Raw genomic sequence first — 24995 nt, 5'->3', positions numbered from 1 at the left:
GCCGGCAAATGGCGTGCAGCAAGGCGCAGATCGCGTCCATTGCAGCCATTTTCCGGGCCGGCGTTACAAACGATGGGCCAGTATCGGTTATGCTGGCTCCTCCCTAACTTGTCCTCCCGGACGATGTCTGACCCTTACCCTGCTCCCGAAGCGACGCCTGCTCGCTCTACCAAACCCGCCACCAAATCCCTCCTAGACCGCCTGCTTTCCCTTGTGCGCAAAGAGCCCGAGGACCGCGAAGGCATCAAGGCCGTCCTCGAAGCCGCGCACGAACGCCAGTTGCTCGACGCGGAGTCGTACAAGATGATCAAGGGCGCGCTCGCCGTGTCCGAGGGCACTGTCGGCGACATCATGGTCCCGCGCTCGCGCATGGATCTGCTCGATGTCACGCAGCCCATCCCGTACCTGGTGGCTTCGGTGATCGAAACCGCGCATTCGCGGTTCCCCGTCTACGAGGGCGATCGCGACAACATCATCGGCATCCTGCTGGCCAAGGATCTGCTGCGCTGCATGCTCGAGCCCAACATCGAAATGCGCACGCTGGTCCGCCCCGCCGTCTTCATTCCCGAATCCAAACGCTTGAACGTGCTGCTGCACGAGTTCCGCGCCAGCCGCAACCACCAGGCCATCGTCATTGACGAGCATGGCGGCATTTCGGGCCTGGTGACGATGGAAGACGTGCTGGAACAGATCGTCGGCGACATCGAAGACGAGTTCGACGAAACCGAAGAAGATTCCATCTTCCCCGAAGGCGAGAACCAGTGGCGCGTGCTCGCGGCCACCGACATCTCGCACTTCAACGAAGTGTTCGGCTGCCAACTGCCCGACGACGAGTACGACAGCGTGGGCGGCTGGATGGGCGGCCAATTGGGCCGTATTCCGCGCCGCGGCGACCACGCCGATTTCGACGGCCTGCGCCTTGAAGTGGCGCGCGGCGACGCCCGCCGGGCCATCTGGCTGCGCGTCAAGCGCCTGGCCACACCCCAGACCGAAGCACCCGCCACCGACGCATGACCAGCACCCCGCGCGGCCGACTCCTGCGTGGCGCCGCCGGCCTCGTGCTGGCGGGCGCCGTCCACGCCCTGACCTTTGCCCCCGGCCCGCTGCCCGGATGGGCGCTGGCGTTCACCCAGATCGCCGCGCTGGCCGTGCTGGCGCGCGTCACGCTGTATGCGCCGTCGGCGCGTCAGGCGTGGCTACGCGGCTGGCTGTTCAACTTTGCCAGCTACGCGCTCGGGTTGTACTGGATCTTCATCAGCCTGCACCGCTACGGCGATCTTGCCGCACCGCTGGCTGTCGCGGCCGTGCTGGCGCTGTCAGCATTCCTGGCCCTGTTTCCCGCGACCGCCAATGCACTGGCGCGCCGCTACGCGCCGCTGTCCGCCGATTCCGCCCCGTCCCGCATCCTGGCCGCCACGGCGGCCTGGGCTGCGATGTGGGGCGCGTTCGAATGGCTTCGTTCGGTGCTGCTCACCGGCTTTCCGTGGCTGAACATCGGCTATGCGCAGGTCGACAGCCCCATTGCAGGCTGGGCGCCGCTGCTCGGCGTGCACGGCATGGCATTCCTGGCCGCATTCGTCGCGGCGGCGGCCGCAAGCCTGTGGCAGCCTTCGCGCACGGCCGGCATGGGTCCGCGCCACGCGCTGGCCGCTGGCGTCGCGGTGGCGCTTGCTGCGGCGGGCTGGCCACTGTCCCGCATCGACTGGTCGGCGCCGGTTGGCGACCCGCTCAACGTGCGGCTCGTGCAGGGCAACATCGGGCAATCCCAGAAATTCGATCCTGCGCTCCTCGAGCAAAGCCTGCGGCGCCATCTGGAGCTGACAGCCCTGCCCGGGGCGCCCGGCGTGCCCGCGCCGCAATTGGTGATCCTGCCGGAAACCGTGGTGCCCATCTTCCAGGACCAGCTCGATCCGCGCGTCTGGGAAGTCTGGCGCGACCTGGCCGGCCAACGCAACACCGTCATCGCGATGGGCGTGCCGCTGCATGACCGCGTCAACGGCCGCGAGCGCTATACCAACAGTGTCATCGGTTTTGACGGCGCCACGCCCGTTGAACAGCTGGTGCGCGGCAACACCGCCATGCGCTACGACAAGCGCCACCTGGTGCCGTGGGGCGAATACGTGCCGCCCGGCTTTCACTGGTTTGTCGAAATGCTGAACATCCCGCTGGGCGACTTCGATCGCGGCGGCGAACGCCAGACCCCGTTTGCCGTCGGCGGCCAGCACATCGCGTTCAACATCTGCTACGAAGACCTCTTCGGTCCCGACCTGCTGCCCGCCTTGCAGCCCGGCCCCAACGGCGAGCCCGGCGCGACCATCCTGGTCAACGTCAGCAACCTGGGCTGGTTCGGCGATAGCTGGGCGCTGCGGCAACATCTGCAGATCGGCCGGCTGCGCACCATCGAGACCGCACGCCCGATGCTGACCGCCACCAACACCGGCATCACCGCCGCCATCGACGCAAAGGGCCAGGTTGCCGCCCAACTCGCGCCGCTGCAGGCGGGTGTGCTGCCGGTATCGGTGCAGGGCATGACTGGGCTCACGCCCTACGCGCGTTTTGGGGACAAGACCGCGCTGGCGCTGATCGGTCTGGCGCTGATCGCGGCCGTGGGCAGCGCCCGCCGCCCGCGCCGCGGCTGATTCCACGGTTCGGCTGATTCCACGCAGCACCGACGTCCCCGCGCAACTCATTTCCCGGCGCGGCTGACTTCCTTCAGGCAAACAGGTTCGCGGGCAGCGAGCCTGTTTCGTCGGGCGGGCGCAGCGGGCCGTTGCCCGCTCCCGTGACTTCAATCGCGTCTGCAATCGCCTGCATGTCGTCGGCATCCAGCTCCAGCTCGGCCGCGCCGATCAGCCCGTCCACCTGCGATGCGCTGCGCGCCCCCAAAATGGCGCCCGTCACACCCGGCCACGCCAGCGTCCATGCCGCTGCGGCAGCGGCCACGGTGGCGCCGTGCCGCTCCGCAATCGGCTTGAAGGCATCGGCCAGCGCCAGGTTGCGCTCCAGCTCGGGCGACCGGAAATCCGCGTGCCGCGCCCGCCAATCGTCCGGCGGCAAGGCCCGTGCACGCTCGGCGCTGAACTTGCCGGTCAGCAAGCCCGAATTCATGGGGCTATAGACAATCACGCCCGTGCCATTGGCCGCGCACCAGGGAATGAGGTCGATAGCCGCGGCGCGCTGGATCGCCGAGAACGGCGGCTGAAGGGTGTCTACATGCCCCAGGTGTTCCGCGGCCTGCAACTGCGCAAGGTTGTGGTTCGACAATCCCACCGCGCGGACTTTCCCGGCCTGCTTCAGATCCAGCAATTCCTGCCAGTACGCCTCCAGCGGCGTGCCGTCTCCCGCAGGCCAGTGCATCTGATAGAGGTCGATGCGCTCGACGCCTAACCGCCGCAACGACCCTTCAAGCTCTCGGCGAATGCTGGACGGCGCGCCGGTGCGCCGCGGCATCGCCTGTGGCTGCTCGGGCGACCAGGTCAGGCCGCATTTGGTGAACACGTACGGACGCTCGCTGGCGGGCATCTGGCCCAACGCCTGCCGCACGATGTCCTCGGAATGGCCCAGGCCGTAGACCGCGGCGGTGTCGATCCAGTTGATGCCGCGGTCAATCGCGTGCCGGATCGCCTTGATGGATTCGGCGTCGTCCTGCGGCCCCCAGCCCACCGCCCACCCGTTGCCGCCCATGGCCCAAGCGCCCAGGCCGATGCGCGTGATGTTCATGTCCGTGCGCCCCAGAGCGACGGTGGGAAAGCCTGTGCTGCTCATGGAGAAGTGCTCATGTGTCGATTTCCTTGCCGATCCGCGTCAACTTTCCGCGCTGCCTTCGCGTGGAAATTTCCACACGCCGAAAAAATTTTTCCCATCCACGATAGCACCTGCACAAGTCTTTGATTTCATTGATTTCCGCATCAATCGAAGGCTTGCTCGGCAACCTATACAGCGCTAAATCCGCCCTCAGAATGCCCATCCAACCCTCTTTTTTCGCAACTTTTTGCTTTTTGCCATGAAGCGACTTGCACGCCCAATTTAGTTCGTGCATAATCTCGTTTCTTCGCCAACGGCACTAAACAAAACCGGCAACGAAACAGCAAAAAACGCGCTCTAACCGGCGCGTTTCAAGCGAAAACGTTGAAGGAATTGATTAGAGAAACGGGGGTATAGCTCAGCTGGGAGAGCGCTTGCATGGCATGCAAGAGGTCAGCGGTTCGATCCCGCTTACCTCCACCAGTCCAAAGCGAAGAGCAGTACAGCAAGTCCAAGTCCCCTTCGTCTAGAGGCCTAGGACATCACCCTTTCACGGTGAGTACAGGGGTTCGAATCCCCTAGGGGACGCCAGTCTACTGGCATGCAGTATTAGTGATGCAGTTGAAGTGATTATGTAGTTGAGTTAAGCCGCTGCGGAGCGGTAGTTCAGTTGGTTAGAATACCGGCCTGTCACGCCGGGGGTCGCGGGTTCGAGCCCCGTCCGCTCCGCCAAAAGCTCTCTCGCTCAGAGTCTTTCAAGAGCTCCGTTTTCGGGGCTTTTTTGTTTTATAAGTGTGAGACCTTGTTGTTTGAAGTTTGGAACAGCAGGACGCCCTGGGGGTATAGCTCAGCTGGGAGAGCGCTTGCATGGCATGCAAGAGGTCAGCGGTTCGATCCCGCTTACCTCCACCAGTGCAGTTCAGTAGTGACGCAGTACAGTAGTAACGCAGTTCAGTAGTAAACTTGTTGGTTCCAGGTCCCCTTCGTCTAGAGGCCTAGGACATCACCCTTTCACGGTGAGTACAGGGGTTCGAATCCCCTAGGGGACGCCAGCTTCATCTGGCATGTAGTAAAAGCTGTCTTGACACCACAGCCGCAGTAAAGAAGTTGCACTAAAGAAGTTGAAGTCATCAGTAAGCCGCTGCGGAGCGGTAGTTCAGTTGGTTAGAATACCGGCCTGTCACGCCGGGGGTCGCGGGTTCGAGCCCCGTCCGCTCCGCCAAGCACTTTGCGCTTACCGAACGCTGCTCGCAGCACGCATTTGAAGTACACGCATCTCAAGCTCCGGATTCCGGAGCTTTTTGCTTTTGTGCTTTTGATTTCTGCAATTTTGATTTTGCTTTCGCATATGCTTTTGCATGGGCTGTCCGGCGCCGCCATTCGCGCGGTGCAATCCCCTCTCGTTGTACCCCTTCCGCGAGACTCCTCCCTTTTGACCTCTGGACAGCACCGGCGCGCGGCTTCATGCTTGCGCGTACACGCCATGCGAAGAAAAAAGAGGCCTACGTGACCCCCAACGACGCCGCACCCCAAGCACATCGCCAACACCTGCAGAGCATCATCGCGGGCCTCAACGAGGGCATCATCCTGCTTGAGGCCGATGGCTCGATAGCCTGGGCCAACGCCAGCGCACTTGCGCTGCACGGCGCCGAATCAATGGAAGACCTGGGCGGCACGCCCGCGGGCTTTCGCAAGCGATATACGCTCACCTATCGCAACCATCATCGCGTGCCGGCGCGACAGTATCCCTTGGACCGGCTGGCGGCGGGCGAAGAATTCGAAGACCTGCTGCTCGATCTGACCCGTAAAGACGACGACGAATTCACGCGCAACCTGCTTGCGCGCGGCCTCAATCTGGACGATGGCGGCCCCATGCCCTATCGCGTCCTGATCCTGCACGACCAGACCGCGCAGATCAACGCCGAGGAACGCTTTGAACGCACCTTCTCGGCCAATCCGGCTCCCGCGTTGATCTGCCGGCTGTCGGACCTGCGCTACGTCAAGGTGAACCAGGGGTTCCTGGAAATGACCGGCTACTCGCGCGACGCGGTGCTGGGCAAGTCGGCCTATGAAATCGATGTGCTGGACGGGAGCGACGACAAAGAAACGGCGGTGGTTCGGCTCAATGAAGGCGAGACCATTCCGCAGCGCGAGGGCGTGCTGAAGCTGCCCGATGGCACCTCCAAGTTCGTGGTGGTGGCAGGCCAGCCCATCGACATGCACGACGAGCCCTGCATGCTTTTCACGTTCATCGACCTGGAGGGCCGCAAGCGCACCGAAGAGGCCCTGCGCGAAAGCGAAGAGCGCTTCTCCAAAGCCTTCCAGCTTGCCCCTGTGCCGATGGCCGTCTGCGACGGCGTCACCTTGAACGTGCTGAACCTCAATGATGCCTTTGCCGCCGCCACGGGTCTGACGTTGGACGACAAGGCAGAGCAGGACCTCGTCGAACTGGGATTGCGGCCGTACGAAGGCATGCTGGCCGCCCTGAAGCGCGGCGAAAGCGTGCGCAACCGCGAAGCCGTGATGATTGCGCGCGACGGCGGCGAGCTCGACTGCCTGGTGTCCGCCGAGCCCGTCATGATCGGCGGGCTGCGCCGCGTGTTGATCGTGATGCAGGACATCACCGAGCGCAAGCGCTCCGAGACCGAACTGCTGACGGCCATCGAGGCGGTCATGCAGGACACCTCGTGGTTCAGCCGCGGCATCATCGAAAAGCTGGCGCAACTGCGCCAGCCCGCCCCCGCGACGCGCGACGTGGCGGAACTGGCGCAGCTTACGTCGCGCGAGCGCGAGGTGCTGGGCCTGCTCTGCCAGGGTCACGATGACGACGGCATTGCCAAGGCGCTCAAGCTGTCGCGCAACACCGTGCGCAATCACGTGGCCACGATCTACAGCAAGATCGGCGTGCACCGGCGCAGCGCCGCCATCGTGTGGGCTCGTGACCGCGGCATCACCGGTCACGAAAGCGCGCGCAACCGGGACAAGCAGGGCAAGTCCTGAACGGCTTGCTACGTTTTTACAATTTGAATCAAAATATCCTGGATCTTCGCGTCGCCGAAGATGCCGCCGCGTTAGGACGACTGGCCGCTCAAAAGCGGCCATTTTCTTTGAATCGGTTTCCAACCGTGCGCTAAATCCGGCGATGTCGAACGCATTGCGCGAATAGGCCGCCCCTTCTTACGATCCGCCGATCCAGCCCAGGCCATCAGGCCAGCGGCGAGATCCCCGGCACGAACGAAGGAGCCACCGACCATGCAGACTGCGTATATTCCCGTCCCGACATCGCCCAAGCGCCTGCCGGCCTCGGCCTGGAGCGCCGACGCCATCATGGCGCTCTACGAGCTGCCGTTCATGGACTTGATGCACCGGGCGCAGCAGACACATCGCGCCCATTTCGATCCGAACGTCATCCAGTTGTCGAGCCTGCTGTCGATCAAGACTGGCGGCTGTCCCGAAGACTGCGCGTATTGTCCGCAGTCCTCGCACTACGACACCGGCGTGGACGCCGACAAGCTGATGCCGCTGGAAGACGTGGTCGCCGCGGCCTGCGCGGCGCAGGCCGGCGGCGCGCAGCGCTTCTGCATGGGCGCCGCGTGGCGCAGTCCCAAGCCGCATCACCTGGACGCCGTGGCCGAGATGGTCAGCGCGGTCAAGGCGCTGGGCCTGGAGACCTGCGTGACGCTGGGCATGTTGCGGGACGGCCAGGCCGAGCAATTGAAGAACGCGGGCCTGGACTACTACAACCACAACCTGGATACCTCGCCGGAGTTCTACGGCAAGATCATCTCCACGCGCACGTACCAGGACCGCCTGGACACGCTGGACCGCGTGCGCGACGCCGGCATCAGCGTGTGCTGCGGCGGCATCGTGGGCATGGGCGAATCGCGCCGCGAACGCGCCGGCCTGATCGCCCAGCTCGCCAGCATGGAGCCTTATCCCGAGTCCGTGCCGATCAACAACCTGGTGCAGGTGGAAGGCACGCCGTTGTCCGATGTCGAAGCCCTCGATCCCTTCGAGTTCGTGCGCACCATCGCCGTGGCGCGCATTGCAATGCCGCGCGCCGCCGTTCGGCTGTCGGCCGGGCGCGAGACGATGGACGATGCGATGCAGGCGCTGTGCTTTCTGGCGGGCGCCAATTCCATGTTCTACGGCGACGCGCTGCTGACCACCGCCAATCCGCAGATGGCGGCCGACCAGCGCCTGCTCGACCGATTGGGCATGCGGGTCGACGCCGCCGCGCACGACCGCCATGAGGAGGCGGCATGCCGTTGACGCCCGGTCTTCTGTATCTGGCGGCCAGCGTAGCCTGCAGCGTCACGGTCGCCGTGATGCTCAAGCTGGCGCGGCGTTGGCAGATCGACGTGCGCCAGGCGATCGCCATGAACTACGCCGTGGCCGCCCTGCTCTGCTGGCTGGTACTGCGCCCCGATCCGGCGCGCCTGCTGGCGCCGCAAACGCCCTGGCTGGTGCTGGCCGCGCTGGGCGTGCTGCTGCCGAGCGTCTTTTTGGCGATGGCGGCAGCGTTGCGGCATGCCGGCATCGTGCGCAGCGACGCCGCGCAGCGCCTGTCGCTGTTCATTCCGCTGCTGGCCGCGTTCGCGCTGTTCGGCGAACCGGTCACGGGACGCAAATTGGCGGCCATCGCGCTGGCCTTCGCCGCCCTCTTCTGCCTGCTACGCCAACCGCCGCGCATTCGTTTATCCGAAGCCACGGCGGCCGAGGACCGGCGCGCGATGTGGATGTGGCCGCTGGTGGTCTGGGCGGGGTATGGCGTGATCGACATCCTGTTCAAGCAGGTTGCCCGCACGGGGACTGCATTTGCGGGCAGCCTGTTGCTGACGTTCCTGATGGCGGGCGCGCTGATGCTTGCGTATCTGTTGTGGCGCCGCGTGCGCTGGCAGGCGCGGCATCTGGCCGCGGGCGTGGCGCTGGGGCTGGCCAACTTCGGCAATATCCTGACCTACGTGCGCGCGCACCAGTCGCTGCCCGAACACCCCGCGCTGGTTTTCGCGTCGATGAACATGGGAGTGATCACGCTGGGCACCCTGGTGGGCGCCCTGGCGTTCCGTGAACCGCTCACGCGTGTGAACGTGCTGGGCATTGCGCTGGCGTTGTCCGCCATTTTGCTGATGACGCCCTGGTAGGGGCGCTTCAGGTGCCGGTGCGGCGCTGGCGTTCGGGGTGCGCGTCTGATGCGGCGTCCGATGTGGAGTCCGATGTGGCGGTCGATGCGACGGTTGATGCTGCGGTCGATGCAGCGTCCAATGCGGCAGTCGATGCGGAGCCCGATACACGGTCTGGTGTCTGGTCCAACATCGAATCCGGCATCGCGCCTCCCGCTCCCGCAGCCGTATCCGCCGTCTCATCCATTCCGCCCTGCCCCGCCGCCGAATCCACCGATGCGGCCTCGGCCACCGGCTCCGGCGGCGCGGGCGCCGCGGAAGGATCCGGCTGCACCATTTCCATGGCGATGTCGTTCTCGGGATCCACCCGCGGATCCAGCACCGCCGCCGCGGGCGAGCTTTGCAGCGTGTCGGGCATCGGTACGAAATGCGTCGGCGCCTCGTCGACCTGGTGCGCGCCGGTGACGCGTGTGGGCCGCACCTGCCAGACCAGAATCACGGCGCACGCCGAGATGAACACGTAATACATGGCGGGTCCGCCCAGCGACATCATGAAGCCCGCGATCATCGGCCCCACACAGGCGCCCAGGCCATAGGTCATCAGCAACACCGCCGACAGGCTGACACGCCTTTCTGATTCGACGTGGTCATTGGCAAAGGCCGCGCCCAACGGGTACAGCGTGAACTGCAGGATGCCGAAGACGCAGGACATGGCGACCAGCGCCCAGAACGGCAACGCGATCCAGCCCCACATGACGGCAGGCAGCAGGACCAGCAACAACGCGTTGAAGCGGATGAGGCCGGCGCGGTTGATGCGGTCGGACAGCCAGCCCATCGGCCACTGCGACAACAGACCCGCCGTCACGGCGGCGGCGACGAAGATGGCGGCCTGCGATGTGGACAGGCCATTCTTGGCGCCATACACCGCGGCCAGGCCGTAGAACGCGCCGGACAGATTGCCCGCCACGAAGAGCACGGTCATGGACAGCGGCACGCGCCGCATGAAGAACTTTACGTCCAGCGGCGCGGGCAGCGGCGTCGGCGGGTGGGACCGGGCCGTGACGGCAAGCGGCACCAGGCACAGCACGAGGCACATCGCGACCAGGGTAAGCGGGCGCAGGTCCAGCGTGGCGTAGGCAGTGAGGGCCAACTGGCCAAGCACGGTGCCCAGGCCGGAGACGACCATGTAGACGGAGAAAACGCGGCCGCGCTGGTGGTTTTCGGTCTGTTCGTTGAGCCAGCTTTCGATGACCATGAACTCGGTCACCATGACGATGCCGGAGACGATGCGGAACACCAGCCACAGGGGCATGGATTCGACCAGCGTTTGCGCCAGGATCATGCTGGTGGCAATGGCCGCGCAGGCGACGAACGCGCGGATGTGGCCGACGCGGATGATGAGCTTGTGCCCAAGCCGCGCGCCGCACACGAGCCCGAGGTAGTAGCCGGCGATCAAGGTGCCGATCCACACTTCGCTAACGGACTGGGCGGTCAGCCGCAGGCCCATGTAGGTGTTGAAGAGACCCGTGCCGATAAGCATCAGCAAGGTCGCAAAATAAAGCGACGAAAACGATGAGATCGTGGAGAGCATGGCGTCGACAACCGCTGCTGGCTTTCAGCGCCGCGGGCCGCCTGGGCGGCCCGCAACACTGGGGGTAAAACAGGAACCTGCGGGGATCAGGCTTGCGAGAGCATGGTGGCCGCGTCGCTGACTTCAAACTTGCCAGGCGCTTCCACGTTCAGTTGCTTCACAACGCCGTCGACGATCAGGGCGGAGTAGCGCTGCGAGCGCACGCCCATGCCGCGCTGGACGAGGTCCAGTTCCAGGCCGAGTTCCTTGGTCCACAGCGCGGAGCCGTCGGCCAGCATGCGGACTTTGCCGTCGGTCTTCTGTTCGCGTCCCCAGGCGCCCATGACGAAGGCGTCGTTGACGGACACGCACCAGATTTCGTCGATGCCCTTGGCCTTGAGGGCAGCGGCCTGTTCGACGTAGCCGGGCAGATGCTTGGCCGAGCAGGTGGGCGTGAAGGCGCCCGGCACGGCAAACAGCGCAATGGTCTTGCCGCGGGTCAGGTCGGCGACCTGGAACGCGTTGGGACCGAGCGAGCAGCCGGCGGTTTCGGTTTCGATGAATTCGGTCAACGTGCCATCGGGCACGCGGTCGCCGACTTTGATCGTCATGTAGATCTCCAGAATGAAAGGGGGCAATGCATTGAGGCAGGACTGCCTCACAGCCCCCATCATAGTTCGAGCGCGCCCGGCTTGCTGCCTTTGGCGGAAGGCGAAAAGAAGATGAACAGTTCGAAACGACTCCACACGGCGAGTACACGGCGAGGAAACGCGCGATTGCCATAATGCCGTGGTAGACAACGCCCGCCGCAGCCGCGAGAGGCTGACCGCTGCGGAGGGCTTCACCGGGAGACTTTCGATGCGCAAATTCCTTACCGGGCTGGCATTGACGCTAGCCGCTGCTGCCCCGGCGTGGGCGGCTCCCGATGCGGCTGAGCAGGCCCAATACGACTCTTTCGTTATCGCCGCTGGCGCGTCCAATGGCGCGGCGCGTGCTTGCGGGGCTTCAGAGCCTGACCTGGCGCAGCATCAGGAGACGGCTCGGAAGAATCTCACACGCTATGCCGAGGAATATGGATTCCCGACGGGCGGCTTCGATTCTGCGTTTGCAAAGGGGCAGGCCGATGGGACGACGATGATGGAGGAGATGAAGCGGTCTGGGGTGGATGGGTGCCGGGGGGTGCTGGGCGGGTTTCAGAGCGAGCGGGTGATGAAGTATGAGGACATGAAACGGGCGCTGGCGGAGGTTAGTGATGGGCTGCCGGGGGAGAAGGCACGGTAGGGCTTTGGTTCTTGTGCGGCGTGATTTGAGTTCTTTAGACGCCCGGCGCGCCGGCCACCTGGGGTGCGCGGGGCCACGATTGCGGTCCGGAGCCTTCGCTCCGGACTGCCCCGTCGTCATCTTCGTCACCGCCTTCGGCGATTCCTTCAGATTCCCTCGGGCTTATCGACGCCCCGCGCACCCCAGGCGGCCGGCACACCAGGCTGCATCTTTGAATCTTTGCGGTCGTCGGGCCGGGTTGGGTTCTTGAGGTTCTTCTCACGGGTGGTGCGTGATGGAAGATCTTACGGTGCCCGCCCCCGGTCGGCCGCGCGGGCGGCCTTCGGGGGCTTACGCAGTGTCTTGCGTCGGCGTGTTGCCGCTGCGCGTGTAGGGAGCTTTGCCCGCGGGCTTGGGTCTTTTACAGCCCGTTTTGCTTGAACCAGTCCAGCATCCGCGTCCACGCCTGTTCGGCTTCCGCCTTGCGGTACGAAGGACGATAGTCGGCGTGGAACGCATGACCGGCTTCGGGGTAGATGTCGATGCGAGACGCCTTGGCGGCCGCGGAGCCCTTGGCGAGTTCGACGCGCATGCGGTCGACGTCGGCTTGGGAGATGCCGGCGTCCTTGCCGCCGTAGGCGCCAAGCACCGGGGCCTTCAGGTCGTTGACGATGGCCAGGGCCGACTTGGGTTTCAGTTCGGTGGGGTCACCCGCCAACTGGCCGTACCAGGCGGCGCCGGCCTTGAGTTTGGGGTTGTGGGCTGCGTAGAGCCAGACCTGGCGGCCGCCCCAGCAGAAGCCCAGGATGCCCAGACGGTCGGGGTTGCCGCCGTTGGCGGCGGCCCAGGCGGCGGTGGCGTCCAGGTCGGCGATGACCTGTTTGTCGGGGACCTTGCTGACGATTTCGGCCTGCAGTTTGGGGATTTCGGTGTACTTGGACGGGTCGCCCTGGCGCGCATAGAGTTCCGGCGCGATGGCGAGGTAGCCCTGGTGGGCGAGGCGCCGGCAGACGTCCTGGATGTATTCGTGCACGCCGAAGATTTCCTGGACGACGATGATCGTGGGCAGGTTCTTCTTGCCATCCGGCGCGGCGCGGAACGCGGGGATCTTGCCGTCGGAGGTGGGGATTTCGATCCTGCCGGCCACGAGGCCCTTGGCGTCCGTGGTGATGGCGGTTTGCGCCACCACGGGGCCTGCTGCCAGCGAGAAACCTGCCGCCGCGGTGGTGGCAAGGAAGCCTCGCCGGTCCAGCCGCAAGGGCGGGAGCAGGCTGTCGAAATGCGCGTCGTCCTGGTCTTTCATCGAAAATCTCCTGGTAAAAGACGGGCACGGCGGGACGCGCCTCGCGTCCCTGCCCTGGCCTGCCGAGTTCACTTCAGGGAGAAGTCCACGCGTGAGGGTTGCCCCTCGTCCTTGATGTCATCGGCGTCCAGCTGCGGCGCAACGATGAACACGCGATCCGCGAGTCCTTCCTGGGCTTGCAACTTCTCATATACCGCCTGCGCCCGGGCATCAGCCAGTTGGCGCAGTTGATCCTCGCCGACCGGGGCGGCCGCGCGGAGCATTGCTTCCATCTGTGCGGCCGGCACCGACTTGGCCATGCCGATGAAATTGCGCGGTTTGTCCTTGAGGTCTGCGTCATCGTAGACGTCTTCGAGGTACTTGGCACGTTCGGCGGCGGAGACCGTGACACCCTTGGGGTCGGGCTTCTTGCCGCGCGGGGCGACGTCGGCGGCCTTGGCGGCGCGGATCTGGGCGTCGACCCAGGCCTGGCGCAGGCCTTCCGAGTCGGTCTTGGGGTCGGCGCGGCCGCTGATGTCCATCTTGAGGGCCGGGCGGTCGGTGAGCGCCTTGGTAAGGGTATCGATGCGCTGGATCGTGTCTTTGGTGAGAACGGCGCTGCCGGGCGCGAATTCGACGTAGGACAGTTCTTCGCCCCCGCCGAACGCGGACGCGAGCAGGCTGAAGGGCGAGGTCACGGCTTTGACGACCAGGTTCATCAGCACGCGCACGACGATGCCGCCGACCGAGAACTCGGGGTCGTCGAGCGAGCCGGAGATAGGCAGGTTGATGTCGATGTTGCCGCGCGAGTCCTTGAGCAGCGCGACGGCCAGCAGCACGGGTAGCTTGGTGGCGTCGGGGCTGTTGGTCTTGTCGCCGAAGGTGAGCTGGTTGAGCACGACGTGGTTGGTGGCCTGCAAGGCGCGGTTCTTGATCTTGTATTCCAGGTCTACCGAGAGCTTGCCGCGCTTGATGGGGTAGCCGACGTACTTGGCCGAATAAGTGTTGAAGCGTGGCAGGTCGACGCCCTTGGCGGACGCCTTGAGGTCCAGGGTCAGGTATTGGGCGAAGGGCTGCACGACGCCGCTGATGGAGAGCGGCGCGGTGGTGTAGACCCGCCCCGTGACCTTGACCTTGGCGGGCTGCGGGTTGGTGGAAGAGACGGCGGTGATGCCGCCTTCGATGCTGGACAGCTCGGCGACGTAGTTGGGTTTGACGAAGCGGTCGGTGAAGGTCATGCGTCCGCGAGTCAGCGTGACGCTGTTGACCGAGATGTCCGGCATGGCGCTTGCCCGGCTGCCCTTGGCGGACGGCGCAGGCGCCGCGGGTGCAGGCGGCGCGGCGGGTGTATCGGCGCTGCGGCCTGGGGTCTGCGTGTCCTGCGTGATGGAGCCGCCGGCCTGTCCAGGCGCGGCCACCAGGTCCATGACGTTGAGCCGGCCTTGCGCATTGAGCAGGATGCGGCCGTAGAAGTCTTCGAGCGCGATGTCGCCCAGTTTGGCGCCGATCTTGTCGCCCGCCACGGAGATGTCCATGCCGGTGAAGCCCAGGCGCTTCCAGTTCAGGAAGTCGTCCTTGTTGACGCGGTCTTGCAGATCCAGGTCGGTGACGTCGACGGCGCCCTTCCAGACGGCCTTCATCGGGGCGTTGCCGGCGGCGGCGATGAATTCGGCGTTGCCCTTGGCGCCCAGCGTGACGGCGCGGACGGTGGCGTTCAGGCTGGAGGCGAAGTACGGCGCGAAGCTGGCGACGTTCAGGCCGGAGAGGTCGACGGCGGTCTTGAGGGTAAGCGGCTGTGGGGTGAAGACGCCTTTGAGGTCCAGCTTGCCGTCGCCCTGGATGCCTGCAGCGGCCAGGGTGAAGTTGCTTTGGCCGGGGCCCATGGCGAGGCGGTCGGCGGTGATGCGCAAGGACTGCATTGCGATGTCGAGCGCGGGCTTGAGCGATTCGTCACGGGCCTTGAACTGTGTCAGGTCGGCTTGCACGGTGGTGGCGGATGCGTCGATCGCGCCGCCTTTTTCGCGCACGTGGACCTGCGCGGTGGCGCCCAGTCGGCCGTCAAGCAGGCTGATCGGCGCAGCGCTGCGCACGGCGGGCGCCAACGGCGCGAGCGCCACATTGCCCAGGCGCACGTTCATGTCGAGCGACAGCGGATTGATGACGAGCGGCCCTTTGGCGCGCAGCCAGCCGCCATCGGTGCTGTTGTCCATGGTCAGCCACAGGTTGATGGGCCGGTCCGGCTGCTGCGGCAGTTCGACGCCTTCAACAGTGGCGGCCAAGCCGGTCATCACGTAGTCGAGCTTGCTGACCGCGTCGGTGACGTAGACCTCGCCTTCGTGGAGGTTGAAGGCGTCGAGGGTGACTTGCCATTCGGCCGGTGCGGGGGTGGGCGCGCTAGCGGCGGCAGTGTCGGCGGCCGGGGCAGCGCCAGCCGTCGGGGTAGCGCCAGCCGTCGGGGCAGTGCCGGCCGGGTCAGCGGGGCGTGGCGCGCCTGACGCTGGTCCGGTGGGCGCTTGCGCCGTTGACCCCGTCCCCGCGTCTGCCTTGGCGACGGGGGCCGGGGTCGAAGGCGATTGCGTACCCGGCGCCTGCGCACCTGCCGCGGCAGGTGTCCCCGCCGACGCGGGCGCCCCGCCCGCAGCCAGCGGCTTCAGCCCGCTGGCCTTGCGCATTTCATCGCGGACAGGCGTGGCGGTCGGCTCCACGCCGCCCAGCGCCTTCAGCCCGGCGACGACATCCTGCCAGTTCAAGTGCTCATTCGCATGACGCCGCACATGGATCTGCGGCGCCCACAGCCCGACCTCGCCGATATACACCTGCCGCGCGATCGGCTCCAGTTCCAGCCGGCTGACGGTCAGGGCGCTCCATGCGGCCAGATTGCCGCCGGACGGATCGCGCACGTCCAGACGGCGCAGTCCCAGGTCGCCAACGACGCGGATCTTGGGCGGCGCGTCCTTGGGTTGTTCGAAAACGACCTGCAGGTTCGAATCCAGCAGCGCGCTCTCGACCTTGAACGGCAGCGGCATGGGCCAGACGTCCGCCCACTTTTCCAGTTGCAGGCCGTCAAAGGCCACGCGCAAGGTGGATGAAGGCACCACGTCGAACGGACGCGCCACGCCGGTCAGGTCGAACGGACTGCCATTGATGCGCAGGTGCAGGCGCGGCTGCACGTCGATGTCGGTGGCATAGCCGAAGGTCGAGATGAACGGGATGCCGATGGCGAACTCGTCGACAACCTGCTTGCGGCCGGTAACCTTGTCGTCCAGCGTGATCGTGCCGTTCTCGATCACCATGTTGTTCAGTGAAAAACGCGGCAGGCCTTCGTCCGGCTTGGGCGGCTCGTCAGGCTTGGCGGCGGCCAATTCGGCGACGCGTTGTTCTATGTCAGAGAAATTGAAGCGCAGGACGTCTTCGCGAACGATGGCGATGGTAGGCTGCCGCAGCGTCAGACGATCGACCACCGGTGCAAACCAGAACAGCGATGTCCACGATGCGCTGGCATCCAGTTCGGCCAAGGTCAGCAACGGCGTCTGCGCGCCGGGCTGCGCCACGGCCAGGTCTTGCGCGCGGACGGTCAGCGTGAAGGGATTGAAGGTGATCTTGCCGACGGAAACGTCGCGGCCGATCATCTTCGAGACATCGTCAGTCAGGACGCCGTGCAGCACCTTTGGCACTTGCCAGGCCGCAACGCCAAACAGAATCAGCACGAACGCCACAATACCCAGGAGAATCTTGCCGGCGCGTCGGGTGAACCGTAGCTTGGGCATCCGCACGGGCATTGAAAGTCTCCTGATACATATTGAAGGCGATCCAACCTTCCACTGACTGCAGGCGCGATTATCGCGCCCCCTTTACTGCTCGTCTATCATAGGCGGAACAGCGGACCCGGCCGGCTTGCCCGGCCCCGCTCTTTTCATTCATTAACAATTCTTGATCCCGATTTCCATGTCCGAGACCACCCCCACCTTGAGTCACCTGGACGAAGCCGGCCAGGTCCGCATGGTCGACGTCATCGCCAAGACGGACACCGAGCGCGTGGCGGTCGCCGCCGCCAGCATCCGCATGAACGCCGTGGCCTATGGCCTGCTGACCCAGCCGGGCCAAGGCAAGGGAGAGGTCCTGAACACGGCGCGCGTGGCCGCCATCCTGGCCGCCAAACGCTGCGCCGACATGATCCCTCTGTGTCACAGCCTGCCGCTGTCGTTCGTCGGCGTGGAATTCGCCCTGAACGACGCCGAGCATCGCATCGACATCCTGTCCACCTGCCGCACCAGCTACAAGACGGGCGTCGAGATGGAAGCCATGATGGCGTGCAGCGTGGCCGCGCTGACCATCTACGACATGTGCAAGGCGGCCGACAAAGGCATCGTGATCGAACAAGTTCGCCTTAAGTACAAGGCGGGAGGTAAAAGCGGTGAATGGCGCAACGATTAATCTGCTGTACTTCGCGCGCGTGGCCGAACTGGTCGGCAAGCGCACCGAAACCTGGCCCGTGCAGGGCGAATCCACCGGCGCGCAATTGCTGGCCGAGCTGGGCCAACGCTATCCCCAGCTGGAACCGGCCACGCGCCTGAAGCTGGCCATCAACCAGACGCACGCCAAGCCCACCGCCGCTATCCGCGCCGGCGACGAAGTCGCGGTGTTCGAACCGGTCACCGGAGGCTGACGCCATGATCCGCGTCCAGGAAGCCGACTTTGACAGCGCGGCGCTTACCGCCGCGCTGCGGGAATCCGCCGGCCCCGGCGTGGGCGGCATCGTCACATTCGTGGGCTACGTGCGCGACTATGCGCCGGACACGCCCACCGACACGCTGTTTCTTGAACACTATCCGGGCATGTGCGAGCGCGAGCTCGAAGACATTGCCGCCACCGCCCGCGCGCGCTGGAATCTGGCCGGCACGGTCATCGTCCACCGCGTCGGCGCGCTGCACCGCAACGCGCAGATCGTGTACGTGGCGGCGGCCAGCGCCCATCGCGGCGACGCCTTCCGCGGCTGCGAATTCATCATCGACGCGCTCAAGACGCGCGCACCCTTCTGGAAGCGCGAAACCCTGGCGGGCGGCGACAGCTTCTGGGTGGAACAGCGCCAATCCGACCAGGACCGCACGGACGCCTGGGACGAAGACACTCCCGACAAAAAGGAGAATCCATGAGCGAAGCCATCCCGGTCCCGTTGGGCTGCGGCGTACTGACGATCAGCGACACCCGCAGCGCGGGCGATGACACGTCCGGCAACCTGCTGGCGAACAGCCTGGCGCAGGCCGGTCATCAGTGCGTGCGGCGCGACATCGTGCGCGACGACATCTACCAGATCCGCCGCGTCATCAGCGACTGGATCGCCGACCCGGAAGTGCAGGTCATTCTGACCACCGGCGGCACGGGCTTTTCGCATCGCGATCACACGCCGCAGGCCATCCTGCCGCTGCTGGACCGCGAGATTCCGGGTTTCGGCGAACTCTTCCGCCAGATCTCCTACACCGAGATCGGCAGCTCCACGATCCAGTCGCGCGCGTTCGCGGGGTCGGCCAACCAGACGCTGATCTTCTGCCTGCCCGGCTCGAACAACGCTTGCGAGACCGCCTGGACGAAGATCCTGCGCGAGCAGCTCGACAGTGGCCACCGCCCCTGCAATTTCGCCTCGCAATTCAAGAATCACGAAGAAGAAGCCTGACACCCATGCTGGATTTCGATCAAGCTCAGACCCTGCTGGCCAACGCCGCCGCCCCCCTCCAACGCACCGAGCACGTCGACCTGGCGAATGCCAGCGGCCGGGTGCTCGCCACCCATCTTGACGCCACGGTGGACATTCCGCCGGCCGACAACAGCGCCATGGACGGCTATGCGCTGCGCCTGGCCGACTGGAGTCCGGAAGCGCGACTGCCGATCCAGCAGCGCTGCTACGCCGGCGACGTGCCCGAGCCGCTCAAGCCCGGCCAAGCCATTCGCCTGTTCACCGGCAGCGTGATTCCCGCGGGCGCCGATGTAGTCGTCATGCAGGAAGACACGACCGAAGCCGACAACCATGTGCAGATTTCGCGCGAGCCGCGCCCGGGCCAGCACATCCGCCGCCGCGGCGAGGACACGATGGCAGGCGCCGCGTTGCTGCCGGCAGGTACGCTGCTGCAGGCCGCGCACGTTGCACTGCTGGCCTCGCAAGGCATGGCCACCGTGCCCGTTTACGGTCAGCTTCGCGTCGGCATCCTGACCACCGGCGACGAACTCGTCCTGCCGGGGCAGCCGCGCGCCACGGAACAGATCTACAACTCCAACGGCCCCATGCTGGCGGCGATGGTGCGCGGCATGAGCGCGCTGCCCGTCCACGTGCTGCATGCGCGCGATACCGAGGCCGACCTGCTGGCCGCTTTCAAGACGCTGCTGGCCGATTGCGATCTGGTGCTGAGCGTGGGCGGCGTGTCGGTTGGCGAGCGCGATCTGGTCAAGCCGGCGCTGGCCGCGCTGGGCGGCGAGCTGTCGTTGTGGAAGGTGCGCATGAAGCCCGGCAAACCGGTGGCGCTGGCGCAAATCGACGGCAAGCCCGTGGTCAGCCTGCCGGGCAATCCGGTGTCGGCCTATGCCGTCTTTGCCACGCTGGTGACGCCGCTGATGCGCCGCATGCAGGGCCGCGAAGAAATCTTCCCGCCGGTCAGCCAACTGCCGCTGCGCACCGCGCAGCCGCGCCAGGATGGCCGCGAGGAATTCCTGCGCGTGCAGTGCCGCGTGGCGGACGAAGGCGGCAGCGAGCTCGTGCCTTACGGCCATCAGGGGTCGGGCGTGATCAGCTCATTGCCGTGGTCCACTGGCTTGGCGCGCCTCCCGGCGGATGTGCTCGTGCAGGACAGGGATACGGTCTCGTACTACGACCTGCGTCACTGGCTGGCGTAGCGTTCCGCCAGCGCCAGATCTTCTGGCGTGTTGACGTTCATGAAGGCATGCGGCGGCGCGTCGTCGAAATTCGCTTCAACCGCGCCCGCCCTCGCCTGCCACAGCCCGACCTTGCGGTCACCACCGCGCAGGTAGGTCAGCAATTCAGGTAGCAGCGCCGTGCGCAGCGCCATGCAGGCGGAATGCCGCTGGCCGTGGGCGACGGCATAGGCCATTGGCGCATCTGCGGCGAGTGCCGTGCCGATCAGGCGCTGTGCCAGATCGGCTGGCACGAAAGGGGTGTCGCACGGAGATACGACCAGCCACTGCGGCGCGGCCGTATCTTGCACGGAAACCGACGACAGCGCCGCCGCAATTCCCATCAACGGCCCTTGCCAGTCGCCCAGTTCAGACGCACCGTCCGCCACCACCTCGCCGTATTGCGCATACGCCGGCGCATGCCGGTTTGCGCTGATGATCAAGCGTCCGACCTGCGGCGCCAGACGACGCGCCACGTGAGCCGCCATCGGATCGCCGCGCAAGATGACCAACCCCTTGTCCTGCCCGTTCATGCGGGAGCCCTGGCCGCCAGCCAGGATCAATCCGGCCACGTCGTCACGCGCCATTGACGATTCAGCCACCGATGTAGCTCATCTCGATCTTGCGCGACGGGTCAGCCATGTTCTGGCCGCGCAGTTCGGAATAGTTGTCGCCGCGCGCGGACCAGATGCCCGCCAGGATGCGCGCCATTTCCTCGTCCGACGCGCCGTCGCGCAACGGGGCGCGCAGGTCGTGGCCTTCGTGGGCGAAGAGGCACATGTAGAGCTTGCCTTCGGGTGACAGGCGGGCCCGCGTACAGCCGCCACAGAAGGCGTGCGTGACGCTGGAGATGACCCCGACCTCGCCGCCACCGTCCACGTAGCGCCAGCGTTCGGCCACGCGGCCCATTTCGACGGATTCCACGGGTTCCAGCGGATAGACCGCGCCGATGCGGTCCAGGACTTCGCGCGACGGCACCACTTCGTCGAGGTTCCAGCCGTTGCTGTTGCCCACGTCCATGTATTCGATGAAGCGCAGGATGTGGCCGCTGTGGCGGAAGCGCTCGGCCATCGGCAGGATCTGCCCGTCGTTCAGCCCCTTGCGCACCACCATGTTGACCTTGACGGGCGCCAAGCCCGCCTCTGCCGCGGCATCGATGCCGCGCAGCACGTCGTCCGGCGTGAAGCCGCTGTCGCTCATGCCCTGGAACATGGCCGCATCCAGCGCATCCAGGCTGACCGTCACGCGGGTGAGTCCGGCGCTTTTCAGTGCGGCGGCCTTGCGCGCGAGGACGCTGCCGTTGGTGGTGAGCGTCAGGTCCAGCGGCCGGCCCTGCGGCGTGCGCAGGTCGGCCAGCATGCCAACCAGGTTTTCGATGTGCTTGCGCAGCAGCGGCTCGCCGCCGGTCAGGCGGATTTTTTCGACGCCCAACTGCGTGAAGATGCCGGCCAGCCGGCTGATTTCCTCGAAGGACAGCAGCGCCGAATGCGGCATGAAGCTGTAGCTGCTGTCGAAGACCTCGCGCGGCATGCAGTAGGTGCAGCGGAAGTTGCAGCGGTCGGTGACGGAAATGCGCAGGTCGCGCAGCGGACGCGCGCGCTGGTCCAACGCGGGCTGTCCGGGCGGCGGCAGTTCCCCGGGCGGCACGGAAAGCGGCGCGCCGCGGTGATCGGCAAGGAAAATCACTTTGCTCATTGGCACATCATATCCCGGCGGATCGCGGTGCGCGTTCACGGGGGAACGCCTCGTCCAGGGTCTGCAGCCGGCCGGTATCGCGGGCGTCGTAACCGATGAGCTGGCCCACGTAACCGACATAGTCCGGCCCGCGCATGATGGATAGCAGATCCTGCATGGCCGGCGTGTCCAACGACGCCTTGCGGATGGCGAAGAAATACCGCTCGCGCACCAAGGGGATGAAGTCCAGTCCGAATCGGCAGGCCGCCGTCTCCACGCCGACCCCGGTGTCGGCCATGCCGCTGGCAATGTGCGCGGCGATCGCCATGTGGGTGAATTCGTTGGTTTCGTAGCCCTGCACTTCGCCGATCGATACGCCGGCGCGCTGCAGCATCAGGCCGACCAGATAGCGCGTGCTGGAACCGATCTGCCGGTTCACGAAGCGCACGTCGCGGCGCGCCAGGTCCGCCATGCCGCGTATTTGCTTGGGATTGCCGGCGGTGACGAACAGCCCCGTGTTGCGCACGGCCAGATGGATCAGCATGTAATCGTCCGCATGCAGCCACTGCGCGTAGCGTTCCATGATGGGGGATTCGAAATCGCCCAGCGGCACCTGGAAACCCGCCAGGTCGCATTCGTGCCGTTCCAGCGACGCCAGCGCCTCGATCGCAGTGCGATAGCGCAGCTCCAGCCCGGGCGTGCGGCCGCTCATGTGCTGCATCAGCGATTCCACTGCAAAGCCGTGGCTGGCATGCAGGCGCAGGTGAGGACCGCTTTCGGGCAGCAGGCGTTCAAGTTCCTCTTGCAGTTCGGACGCCATGCTGTCCAGCGTGGGCATCAGCCGCGCCTCGATCCGCCGGTTGGCCCACAGCAGGCGCTCCGCAAAGGGCGACAACTGCGTGCCCTGGCGGCGATTGGTGATGAGAAGTTGCGTGCCAAAGAGCGTCTCGAAGCGCCGCAACACGCCCCAGGCGTGCCGGTACGACAGCCCGCACGCGCGACAGGCGCCGGCGATGTTGCCAGTGGCGTCGATGGCCGCCAGCAGCGCAAGCATGTCCTGCAACGGCACGGGGGTCGCCTCGTCGTCTCCGCCCAATGTCCATTGCGGCCGCAGGCCGATTCGGAACTTATATGTCATTTATTTCTTATTGAAGGCGTTCAAGTACCTCGTTAGAGTACACAAATAACGCGGCGGATGGATGTTTTATATGTTTTTTTAAACATATTAATTTGCTTTTGTCCGACCGCCACATAAGCCCCCGTTGACGGGGTCACGCAACACAGGAGGAGACCGACGTGCACCTGCGCGAGGCAAAATCCGATCTGGCATCCAGCGGTGGGGCCCGGGGCGGCAAGCTGGCCCTGGACGCCGCCCAGGCATCCACCACCCCGGCCATCGCGGCCACGGCCCGCATCCTTGCCCGGCTGCAAGACCAGCCCGGCCCGCTGCTCCCGGTGCTGCACGCGGTCCAGCACGAACTGGGCTGTATTCCGGCCGAGGCGGTGCAAACCATCGCCGAGGCCCTGAACCTCTCCCGCGCCGAAGTCCACGGCGTCATCACGTTCTACCCCCATTTCCGCACCGAGCCGGCCGCGCGCCACACGCTCGAGGTCTGCCGCGCCGAAGCCTGTCAGTCCATGGGCGGCGAACGCCTGGCCGCCCACGCGCGCACCGCGCTGGGCTGTGACTTCCACGGCAGCACGTCAGACGGCAACTTCACGCTGGAGCCGGTGTATTGCCTGGGCCTGTGTGCGCAGTCGCCCGCCGTCATGATCGACGGCCAGCCCCACGCCCGCGTCACCGAAGCCAAGCTTGATCGCCTGCTGGCCCGCACGCTGGAGGACACGCCATGAGCGCCCCGGTCGTCATCTACGTGCCGCGCGACGCCGCGGCGCTGGCCATGGACGCCGACACCGTGGCCCGCGACATCGAACGCATGGCCGACCAGCGCGGCCTGTCCGTGCAGGTGGTGCGCAACGGCTCGCGCGGCCTGCTGTGGCTGGAACCGCTGGTCGAAATCGCCACGCCGCAAGGCCGCGTCGCCTACGGCCCGGTGCAGCCGGAAGACGTGGCGTCGCTGTTCGACGCCGGCTGGCTCACGGGCGGCGACCACGCGCTGCGCCTGGGATTGACCGAGGAAATTCCCTACCTCAAGCATCAAGAGCGCCTGACGTTCGCCCGCGTCGGCGTGATCGATCCGCTGTCCTTGCAGGACTACGCCGCGCATGGCGGGCTGCAAGGCCTGAAGCGCGCGCTGGCCATGGCGCCCGCCCAGATCGTCGACGAAATGGTCGAATCCGGTCTGCGCGGCCGCGGCGGCGCAGCGTTCCCCACCGGCATCAAATGGAAGACCGTGGCGGGCACGCCCGGCGACACCAAGTACATCGTCTGCAACGCCGACGAAGGCGACTCGGGCACGTTTGCCGACCGCCTGCTGATGGAAGGCGATCCGTACGTCCTGATCGAAGGCATGACCATCGCCGGGCTGGCGGTGGGTGCGACATACGGCTACATCTACGTCCGGTCCGAATACCCGCACGCCATCGCCACGCTCGAAGCCGCCATCGAACGCGCCCGCAGCGTCGGCTGGCTGGGCAACGACGTGCATGGCAGCGGCCGCCGCTTCGACCTGGAAGTGCGCAAGGGCGCCGGCGCCTACATCTGCGGCGAAGAAACCTCGCTGCTGGAAAGCCTGGAAGGCAAGCGCGGCGTGGTGCGAGCCAAACCGCCGCTACCGGCCATTTCCGGTCTGTTCGGCAAGCCCACCGTCATCAACAACGTGATTTCGCTGGCCACCGTGCCGATCATCCTGGCCAAAGGCGCGGCGTACTACCGCGACTATGGCGTGGGCCGTTCGCACGGCACGCTGCCGTTCCAGTTGGCGGGCAACCTGAAGCAAGGCGGGCTGGTGGAAAAGGCATTTGGCCTCAGCCTGCGCGATCTGCTGTATGAATTCGGCGGCGGCAGCGCGTCCGGCAGGCCGCTGCGGGCGGTGCAGGTGGGCGGTCCGCTGGGGGCCTATCTGCCCGAATCGCAATGGGACGTGCCGCTGGACTACGAAGCCTATATCCAGATCTCGGCCATGATCGGCCACGGCGGCCTCGTCGCCTTCGACGACACCGTGGACATGGCGCGCATGGCGCGCTACGCCATGGAGTTCTGCGCCATCGAGTCCTGTGGCAAGTGCACGCCCTGTCGCATCGGTTCGACGCGCGGCATGGAAACCATCGACAAGATCGCCGCTGGCGGTCAAAGCCGCGACCAGCGCGAGCAGCAGGTGCATCTGCTTCGCGACCTGTGCGACACGATGCTTGGCGGTTCGCTGTGCGCGCTGGGGGGCATGGCGCCCTACCCGGTGCTGTCCGCGCTGAACCATTTTCCGCAGGACTTCGGCATCGAGTCCTCCCAGTCTGCCGCCCACGCGGCCTGAACCCGAGACCG

22 protein-coding genes and 6 tRNA genes are annotated in these 24995 nt (G+C 65.8%); 19 read left to right on the top strand and 9 right to left on the bottom strand.

The genetic code is table 11. The annotated features are described in order from the left end of the window. The first annotated feature begins 123 nt into the window (after positions 1 to 123). Both KW836_RS09800 and lnt read left to right on the top strand, forming a co-directional pair. Positions 124 to 1014 carry an HlyC/CorC family transporter gene (locus tag KW836_RS09800; protein WP_175124529.1) on the top strand — a complete coding sequence of 297 codons (891 nt, stop codon included), beginning with the start codon at positions 124 to 126 and terminating at the stop codon, positions 1012 to 1014. Next, positions 1011 to 2639 (top strand): apolipoprotein N-acyltransferase, encoded by a 1629-nt coding sequence (lnt, locus tag KW836_RS09795; RefSeq protein ID WP_218343110.1) that lies wholly within the window; start codon positions 1011 to 1013, stop codon positions 2637 to 2639. The genes KW836_RS09800 and lnt overlap by 4 nt, the downstream gene beginning before the upstream one ends. Positions 2640 to 2712: 73 nt before the next feature. On the opposite strand, the gene KW836_RS09790 is transcribed toward lnt, so the two are convergent. Together KW836_RS09790 and KW836_RS09785 are read right to left on the bottom strand one after the other, a co-directional pair. Continuing rightward, the gene (locus KW836_RS09790; RefSeq protein ID WP_175186273.1) at positions 2713 to 3720 is read right to left on the bottom strand and encodes an aldo/keto reductase; all 1008 of its coding nucleotides are present in this window, start codon (positions 3718 to 3720) and stop codon (positions 2713 to 2715) included. 55 nt (positions 3721 to 3775) lie between these two features. Next, positions 3776 to 4039, bottom strand: coding sequence for a hypothetical protein (locus KW836_RS09785; RefSeq protein WP_218343109.1), 264 nt, complete (start codon positions 4037 to 4039; stop codon positions 3776 to 3778). 112 nt (positions 4040 to 4151) lie between these two features. Here KW836_RS09785 and KW836_RS09780 point away from each other — a divergent pair. The 9 genes from KW836_RS09780 (at position 4152) to KW836_RS09740 (ending at position 8888) form a co-directional block, all read left to right on the top strand. Then, positions 4152 to 4227: transfer RNA gene (locus KW836_RS09780), tRNA-Ala, on the top strand. A 32-nt stretch (positions 4228 to 4259) separates the two neighbouring features. Next, positions 4260 to 4335: transfer RNA gene (locus KW836_RS09775), tRNA-Glu, on the top strand. Between the two features lie 64 nt (positions 4336 to 4399). Further along, positions 4400 to 4476, top strand: a tRNA-Asp gene (locus tag KW836_RS09770). Positions 4477 to 4580: 104 nt separating this feature from the next. Next, positions 4581 to 4656, top strand: a tRNA-Ala gene (locus tag KW836_RS09765). A gap of 64 nt (positions 4657 to 4720) precedes the next feature. Further along, a tRNA-Glu gene (locus KW836_RS09760) sits at positions 4721 to 4796 on the top strand. Positions 4797 to 4889: 93 nt separating this feature from the next. Continuing rightward, positions 4890 to 4966 (top strand) — tRNA-Asp (locus KW836_RS09755). 242 nt (positions 4967 to 5208) lie between these two features. After that, a complete protein-coding gene (locus tag KW836_RS09750; protein WP_218343108.1) occupies positions 5209 to 6744 on the top strand; it encodes a helix-turn-helix transcriptional regulator in 1536 nt (511 codons plus the stop codon). Between the two features lie 252 nt (positions 6745 to 6996). Further along, on the top strand, positions 6997 to 8016 hold the full coding sequence (gene bioB, locus KW836_RS09745; protein WP_175138169.1) for a biotin synthase BioB: 1020 nt from the start codon (positions 6997 to 6999) through the stop codon (positions 8014 to 8016). Then, complete coding sequence (locus tag KW836_RS09740) at positions 8013 to 8888, top strand: DMT family transporter (protein ID WP_175138304.1); 876 nt, start codon at positions 8013 to 8015, stop codon at positions 8886 to 8888. The genes bioB and KW836_RS09740 overlap by 4 nt, the downstream gene beginning before the upstream one ends. A 7-nt stretch (positions 8889 to 8895) precedes the next feature. On the opposite strand, the gene KW836_RS09735 is transcribed toward KW836_RS09740, so the two are convergent. Both KW836_RS09735 and KW836_RS09730 read right to left on the bottom strand, forming a co-directional pair. Next, the gene (locus KW836_RS09735) at positions 8896 to 10458 is read right to left on the bottom strand and encodes an MFS transporter (RefSeq protein WP_218343107.1); all 1563 of its coding nucleotides are present in this window, start codon (positions 10456 to 10458) and stop codon (positions 8896 to 8898) included. A gap of 86 nt (positions 10459 to 10544) precedes the next feature. Then, the gene (locus KW836_RS09730) at positions 10545 to 11048 is read right to left on the bottom strand and encodes a peroxiredoxin (protein ID WP_056326595.1); all 504 of its coding nucleotides are present in this window, start codon (positions 11046 to 11048) and stop codon (positions 10545 to 10547) included. A 247-nt stretch (positions 11049 to 11295) separates the two neighbouring features. Between KW836_RS09730 and KW836_RS09725 the strand changes: the two genes are divergently transcribed. After that, positions 11296 to 11718 (top strand): hypothetical protein, encoded by a 423-nt coding sequence (locus KW836_RS09725; protein WP_218343106.1) that lies wholly within the window; start codon positions 11296 to 11298, stop codon positions 11716 to 11718. Between the two features lie 400 nt (positions 11719 to 12118). On the opposite strand, the gene KW836_RS09720 is transcribed toward KW836_RS09725, so the two are convergent. Both KW836_RS09720 and KW836_RS09715 read right to left on the bottom strand, forming a co-directional pair. Beyond that, on the bottom strand, positions 12119 to 13000 hold the full coding sequence (locus KW836_RS09720) for a dienelactone hydrolase family protein (RefSeq protein ID WP_191576051.1): 882 nt from the start codon (positions 12998 to 13000) through the stop codon (positions 12119 to 12121). A gap of 68 nt (positions 13001 to 13068) precedes the next feature. Continuing rightward, positions 13069 to 16758: a DUF748 domain-containing protein gene (locus KW836_RS09715; RefSeq protein ID WP_218343105.1), complete on the bottom strand. Its 3690-nt coding sequence runs from the start codon at positions 16756 to 16758 to the stop codon at positions 13069 to 13071. 166 nt (positions 16759 to 16924) lie between these two features. On the opposite strand from KW836_RS09715, the gene moaC reads away from it, so the two are divergent. From moaC to glp, 5 genes are read left to right on the top strand one after another with little or no spacing between them, the layout of a single operon-like run. Beyond that, a complete protein-coding gene (gene moaC, locus KW836_RS09710) occupies positions 16925 to 17413 on the top strand; it encodes a cyclic pyranopterin monophosphate synthase MoaC (protein WP_175124515.1) in 489 nt (162 codons plus the stop codon). After that, positions 17394 to 17645, top strand: coding sequence for a MoaD/ThiS family protein (locus KW836_RS09705; protein ID WP_218343104.1), 252 nt, complete (start codon positions 17394 to 17396; stop codon positions 17643 to 17645). The genes moaC and KW836_RS09705 overlap by 20 nt, the downstream gene beginning before the upstream one ends. Before the next feature lie 4 nt (positions 17646 to 17649). Further along, positions 17650 to 18132 carry a molybdenum cofactor biosynthesis protein MoaE gene (locus KW836_RS09700; RefSeq protein ID WP_218343103.1) on the top strand — a complete coding sequence of 161 codons (483 nt, stop codon included), beginning with the start codon at positions 17650 to 17652 and terminating at the stop codon, positions 18130 to 18132. Next, entirely contained in the window at positions 18129 to 18650 is a 522-nt protein-coding gene (gene moaB / locus KW836_RS09695; protein ID WP_175137751.1) for a molybdenum cofactor biosynthesis protein B, read from the top strand. The genes KW836_RS09700 and moaB overlap by 4 nt, the downstream gene beginning before the upstream one ends. A 5-nt stretch (positions 18651 to 18655) precedes the next feature. Continuing rightward, on the top strand, positions 18656 to 19861 hold the full coding sequence (gene glp, locus KW836_RS09690; protein ID WP_175124511.1) for a gephyrin-like molybdotransferase Glp: 1206 nt from the start codon (positions 18656 to 18658) through the stop codon (positions 19859 to 19861). Here the strand turns inward: glp and mobA are convergent. The 3 genes from mobA to KW836_RS09675 are packed head-to-tail and all read right to left on the bottom strand — an operon-like array spanning position 19846 to position 22691. After that, positions 19846 to 20466, bottom strand: coding sequence for a molybdenum cofactor guanylyltransferase MobA (gene mobA, locus KW836_RS09685; protein ID WP_218343315.1), 621 nt, complete (start codon positions 20464 to 20466; stop codon positions 19846 to 19848). The two genes, glp and mobA, sit on opposite strands and share 16 nt — an antisense overlap. A 7-nt stretch (positions 20467 to 20473) precedes the next feature. After that, positions 20474 to 21574 (bottom strand): GTP 3',8-cyclase MoaA, encoded by a 1101-nt coding sequence (gene moaA / locus KW836_RS09680; RefSeq protein WP_218343102.1) that lies wholly within the window; start codon positions 21572 to 21574, stop codon positions 20474 to 20476. Positions 21575 to 21581: 7 nt separating this feature from the next. Continuing rightward, on the bottom strand, positions 21582 to 22691 hold the full coding sequence (locus KW836_RS09675) for a substrate-binding domain-containing protein (RefSeq protein ID WP_175124509.1): 1110 nt from the start codon (positions 22689 to 22691) through the stop codon (positions 21582 to 21584). Between the two features lie 158 nt (positions 22692 to 22849). Here KW836_RS09675 and KW836_RS09670 point away from each other — a divergent pair, with 158 nt between their 5' ends. After that, on the top strand, positions 22850 to 23407 hold the full coding sequence (locus KW836_RS09670) for a formate dehydrogenase subunit gamma (RefSeq protein WP_218343101.1): 558 nt from the start codon (positions 22850 to 22852) through the stop codon (positions 23405 to 23407). Next, a complete protein-coding gene (locus KW836_RS09665) occupies positions 23404 to 24984 on the top strand; it encodes an NADH-quinone oxidoreductase subunit NuoF (RefSeq protein ID WP_218343100.1) in 1581 nt (526 codons plus the stop codon). Before KW836_RS09670 ends, KW836_RS09665 begins: the two co-directional genes overlap by 4 nt. The last annotated feature ends 11 nt before the right edge of the window (positions 24985 to 24995 follow it).

This window comes from Achromobacter sp. ACM05 (assembly GCF_019218915.1).
GTDB lineage: Bacteria > Pseudomonadota > Gammaproteobacteria > Burkholderiales > Burkholderiaceae_B > Achromobacter > Achromobacter animicus.
This window is presented reverse-complemented; position numbering and strand designations above follow the sequence as displayed.

Coding starts and splice junctions, on each gene's coding strand:
- moaA (WP_218343102.1), bottom strand. CDS start 21,574: ATGAGCAAAGTGATTTTCCTTGCCGATCACCGCGGCGCGCCGCTTTCC.
- moaB (WP_175137751.1), top strand. CDS start 18,129: ATGAGCGAAGCCATCCCGGTCCCGTTGGGCTGCGGCGTACTGACGATC.
- KW836_RS09800 (WP_175124529.1), top strand. CDS start 124: ATGTCTGACCCTTACCCTGCTCCCGAAGCGACGCCTGCTCGCTCTACC.
- KW836_RS09785 (WP_218343109.1), bottom strand. CDS start 4,039: ATGCACGAACTAAATTGGGCGTGCAAGTCGCTTCATGGCAAAAAGCAA.
- KW836_RS09725 (WP_218343106.1), top strand. CDS start 11,296: ATGCGCAAATTCCTTACCGGGCTGGCATTGACGCTAGCCGCTGCTGCC.
- KW836_RS09700 (WP_218343103.1), top strand. CDS start 17,650: ATGATCCGCGTCCAGGAAGCCGACTTTGACAGCGCGGCGCTTACCGCC.
- KW836_RS09735 (WP_218343107.1), bottom strand. CDS start 10,458: ATGCTCTCCACGATCTCATCGTTTTCGTCGCTTTATTTTGCGACCTTG.
- bioB (WP_175138169.1), top strand. CDS start 6,997: ATGCAGACTGCGTATATTCCCGTCCCGACATCGCCCAAGCGCCTGCCG.
- moaC (WP_175124515.1), top strand. CDS start 16,925: ATGTCCGAGACCACCCCCACCTTGAGTCACCTGGACGAAGCCGGCCAG.
- mobA (WP_218343315.1), bottom strand. CDS start 20,466: ATGGCGCGTGACGACGTGGCCGGATTGATCCTGGCTGGCGGCCAGGGC.
- KW836_RS09715 (WP_218343105.1), bottom strand. CDS start 16,758: ATGCCCGTGCGGATGCCCAAGCTACGGTTCACCCGACGCGCCGGCAAG.
- KW836_RS09665 (WP_218343100.1), top strand. CDS start 23,404: ATGAGCGCCCCGGTCGTCATCTACGTGCCGCGCGACGCCGCGGCGCTG.
- KW836_RS09720 (WP_191576051.1), bottom strand. CDS start 13,000: ATGAAAGACCAGGACGACGCGCATTTCGACAGCCTGCTCCCGCCCTTG.
- KW836_RS09790 (WP_175186273.1), bottom strand. CDS start 3,720: ATGAACATCACGCGCATCGGCCTGGGCGCTTGGGCCATGGGCGGCAAC.
- KW836_RS09730 (WP_056326595.1), bottom strand. CDS start 11,048: ATGACGATCAAAGTCGGCGACCGCGTGCCCGATGGCACGTTGACCGAA.
- KW836_RS09675 (WP_175124509.1), bottom strand. CDS start 22,691: ATGACATATAAGTTCCGAATCGGCCTGCGGCCGCAATGGACATTGGGC.
- KW836_RS09750 (WP_218343108.1), top strand. CDS start 5,209: ATGCTTGCGCGTACACGCCATGCGAAGAAAAAAGAGGCCTACGTGACC.
- glp (WP_175124511.1), top strand. CDS start 18,656: ATGCTGGATTTCGATCAAGCTCAGACCCTGCTGGCCAACGCCGCCGCC.
- lnt (WP_218343110.1), top strand. CDS start 1,011: ATGACCAGCACCCCGCGCGGCCGACTCCTGCGTGGCGCCGCCGGCCTC.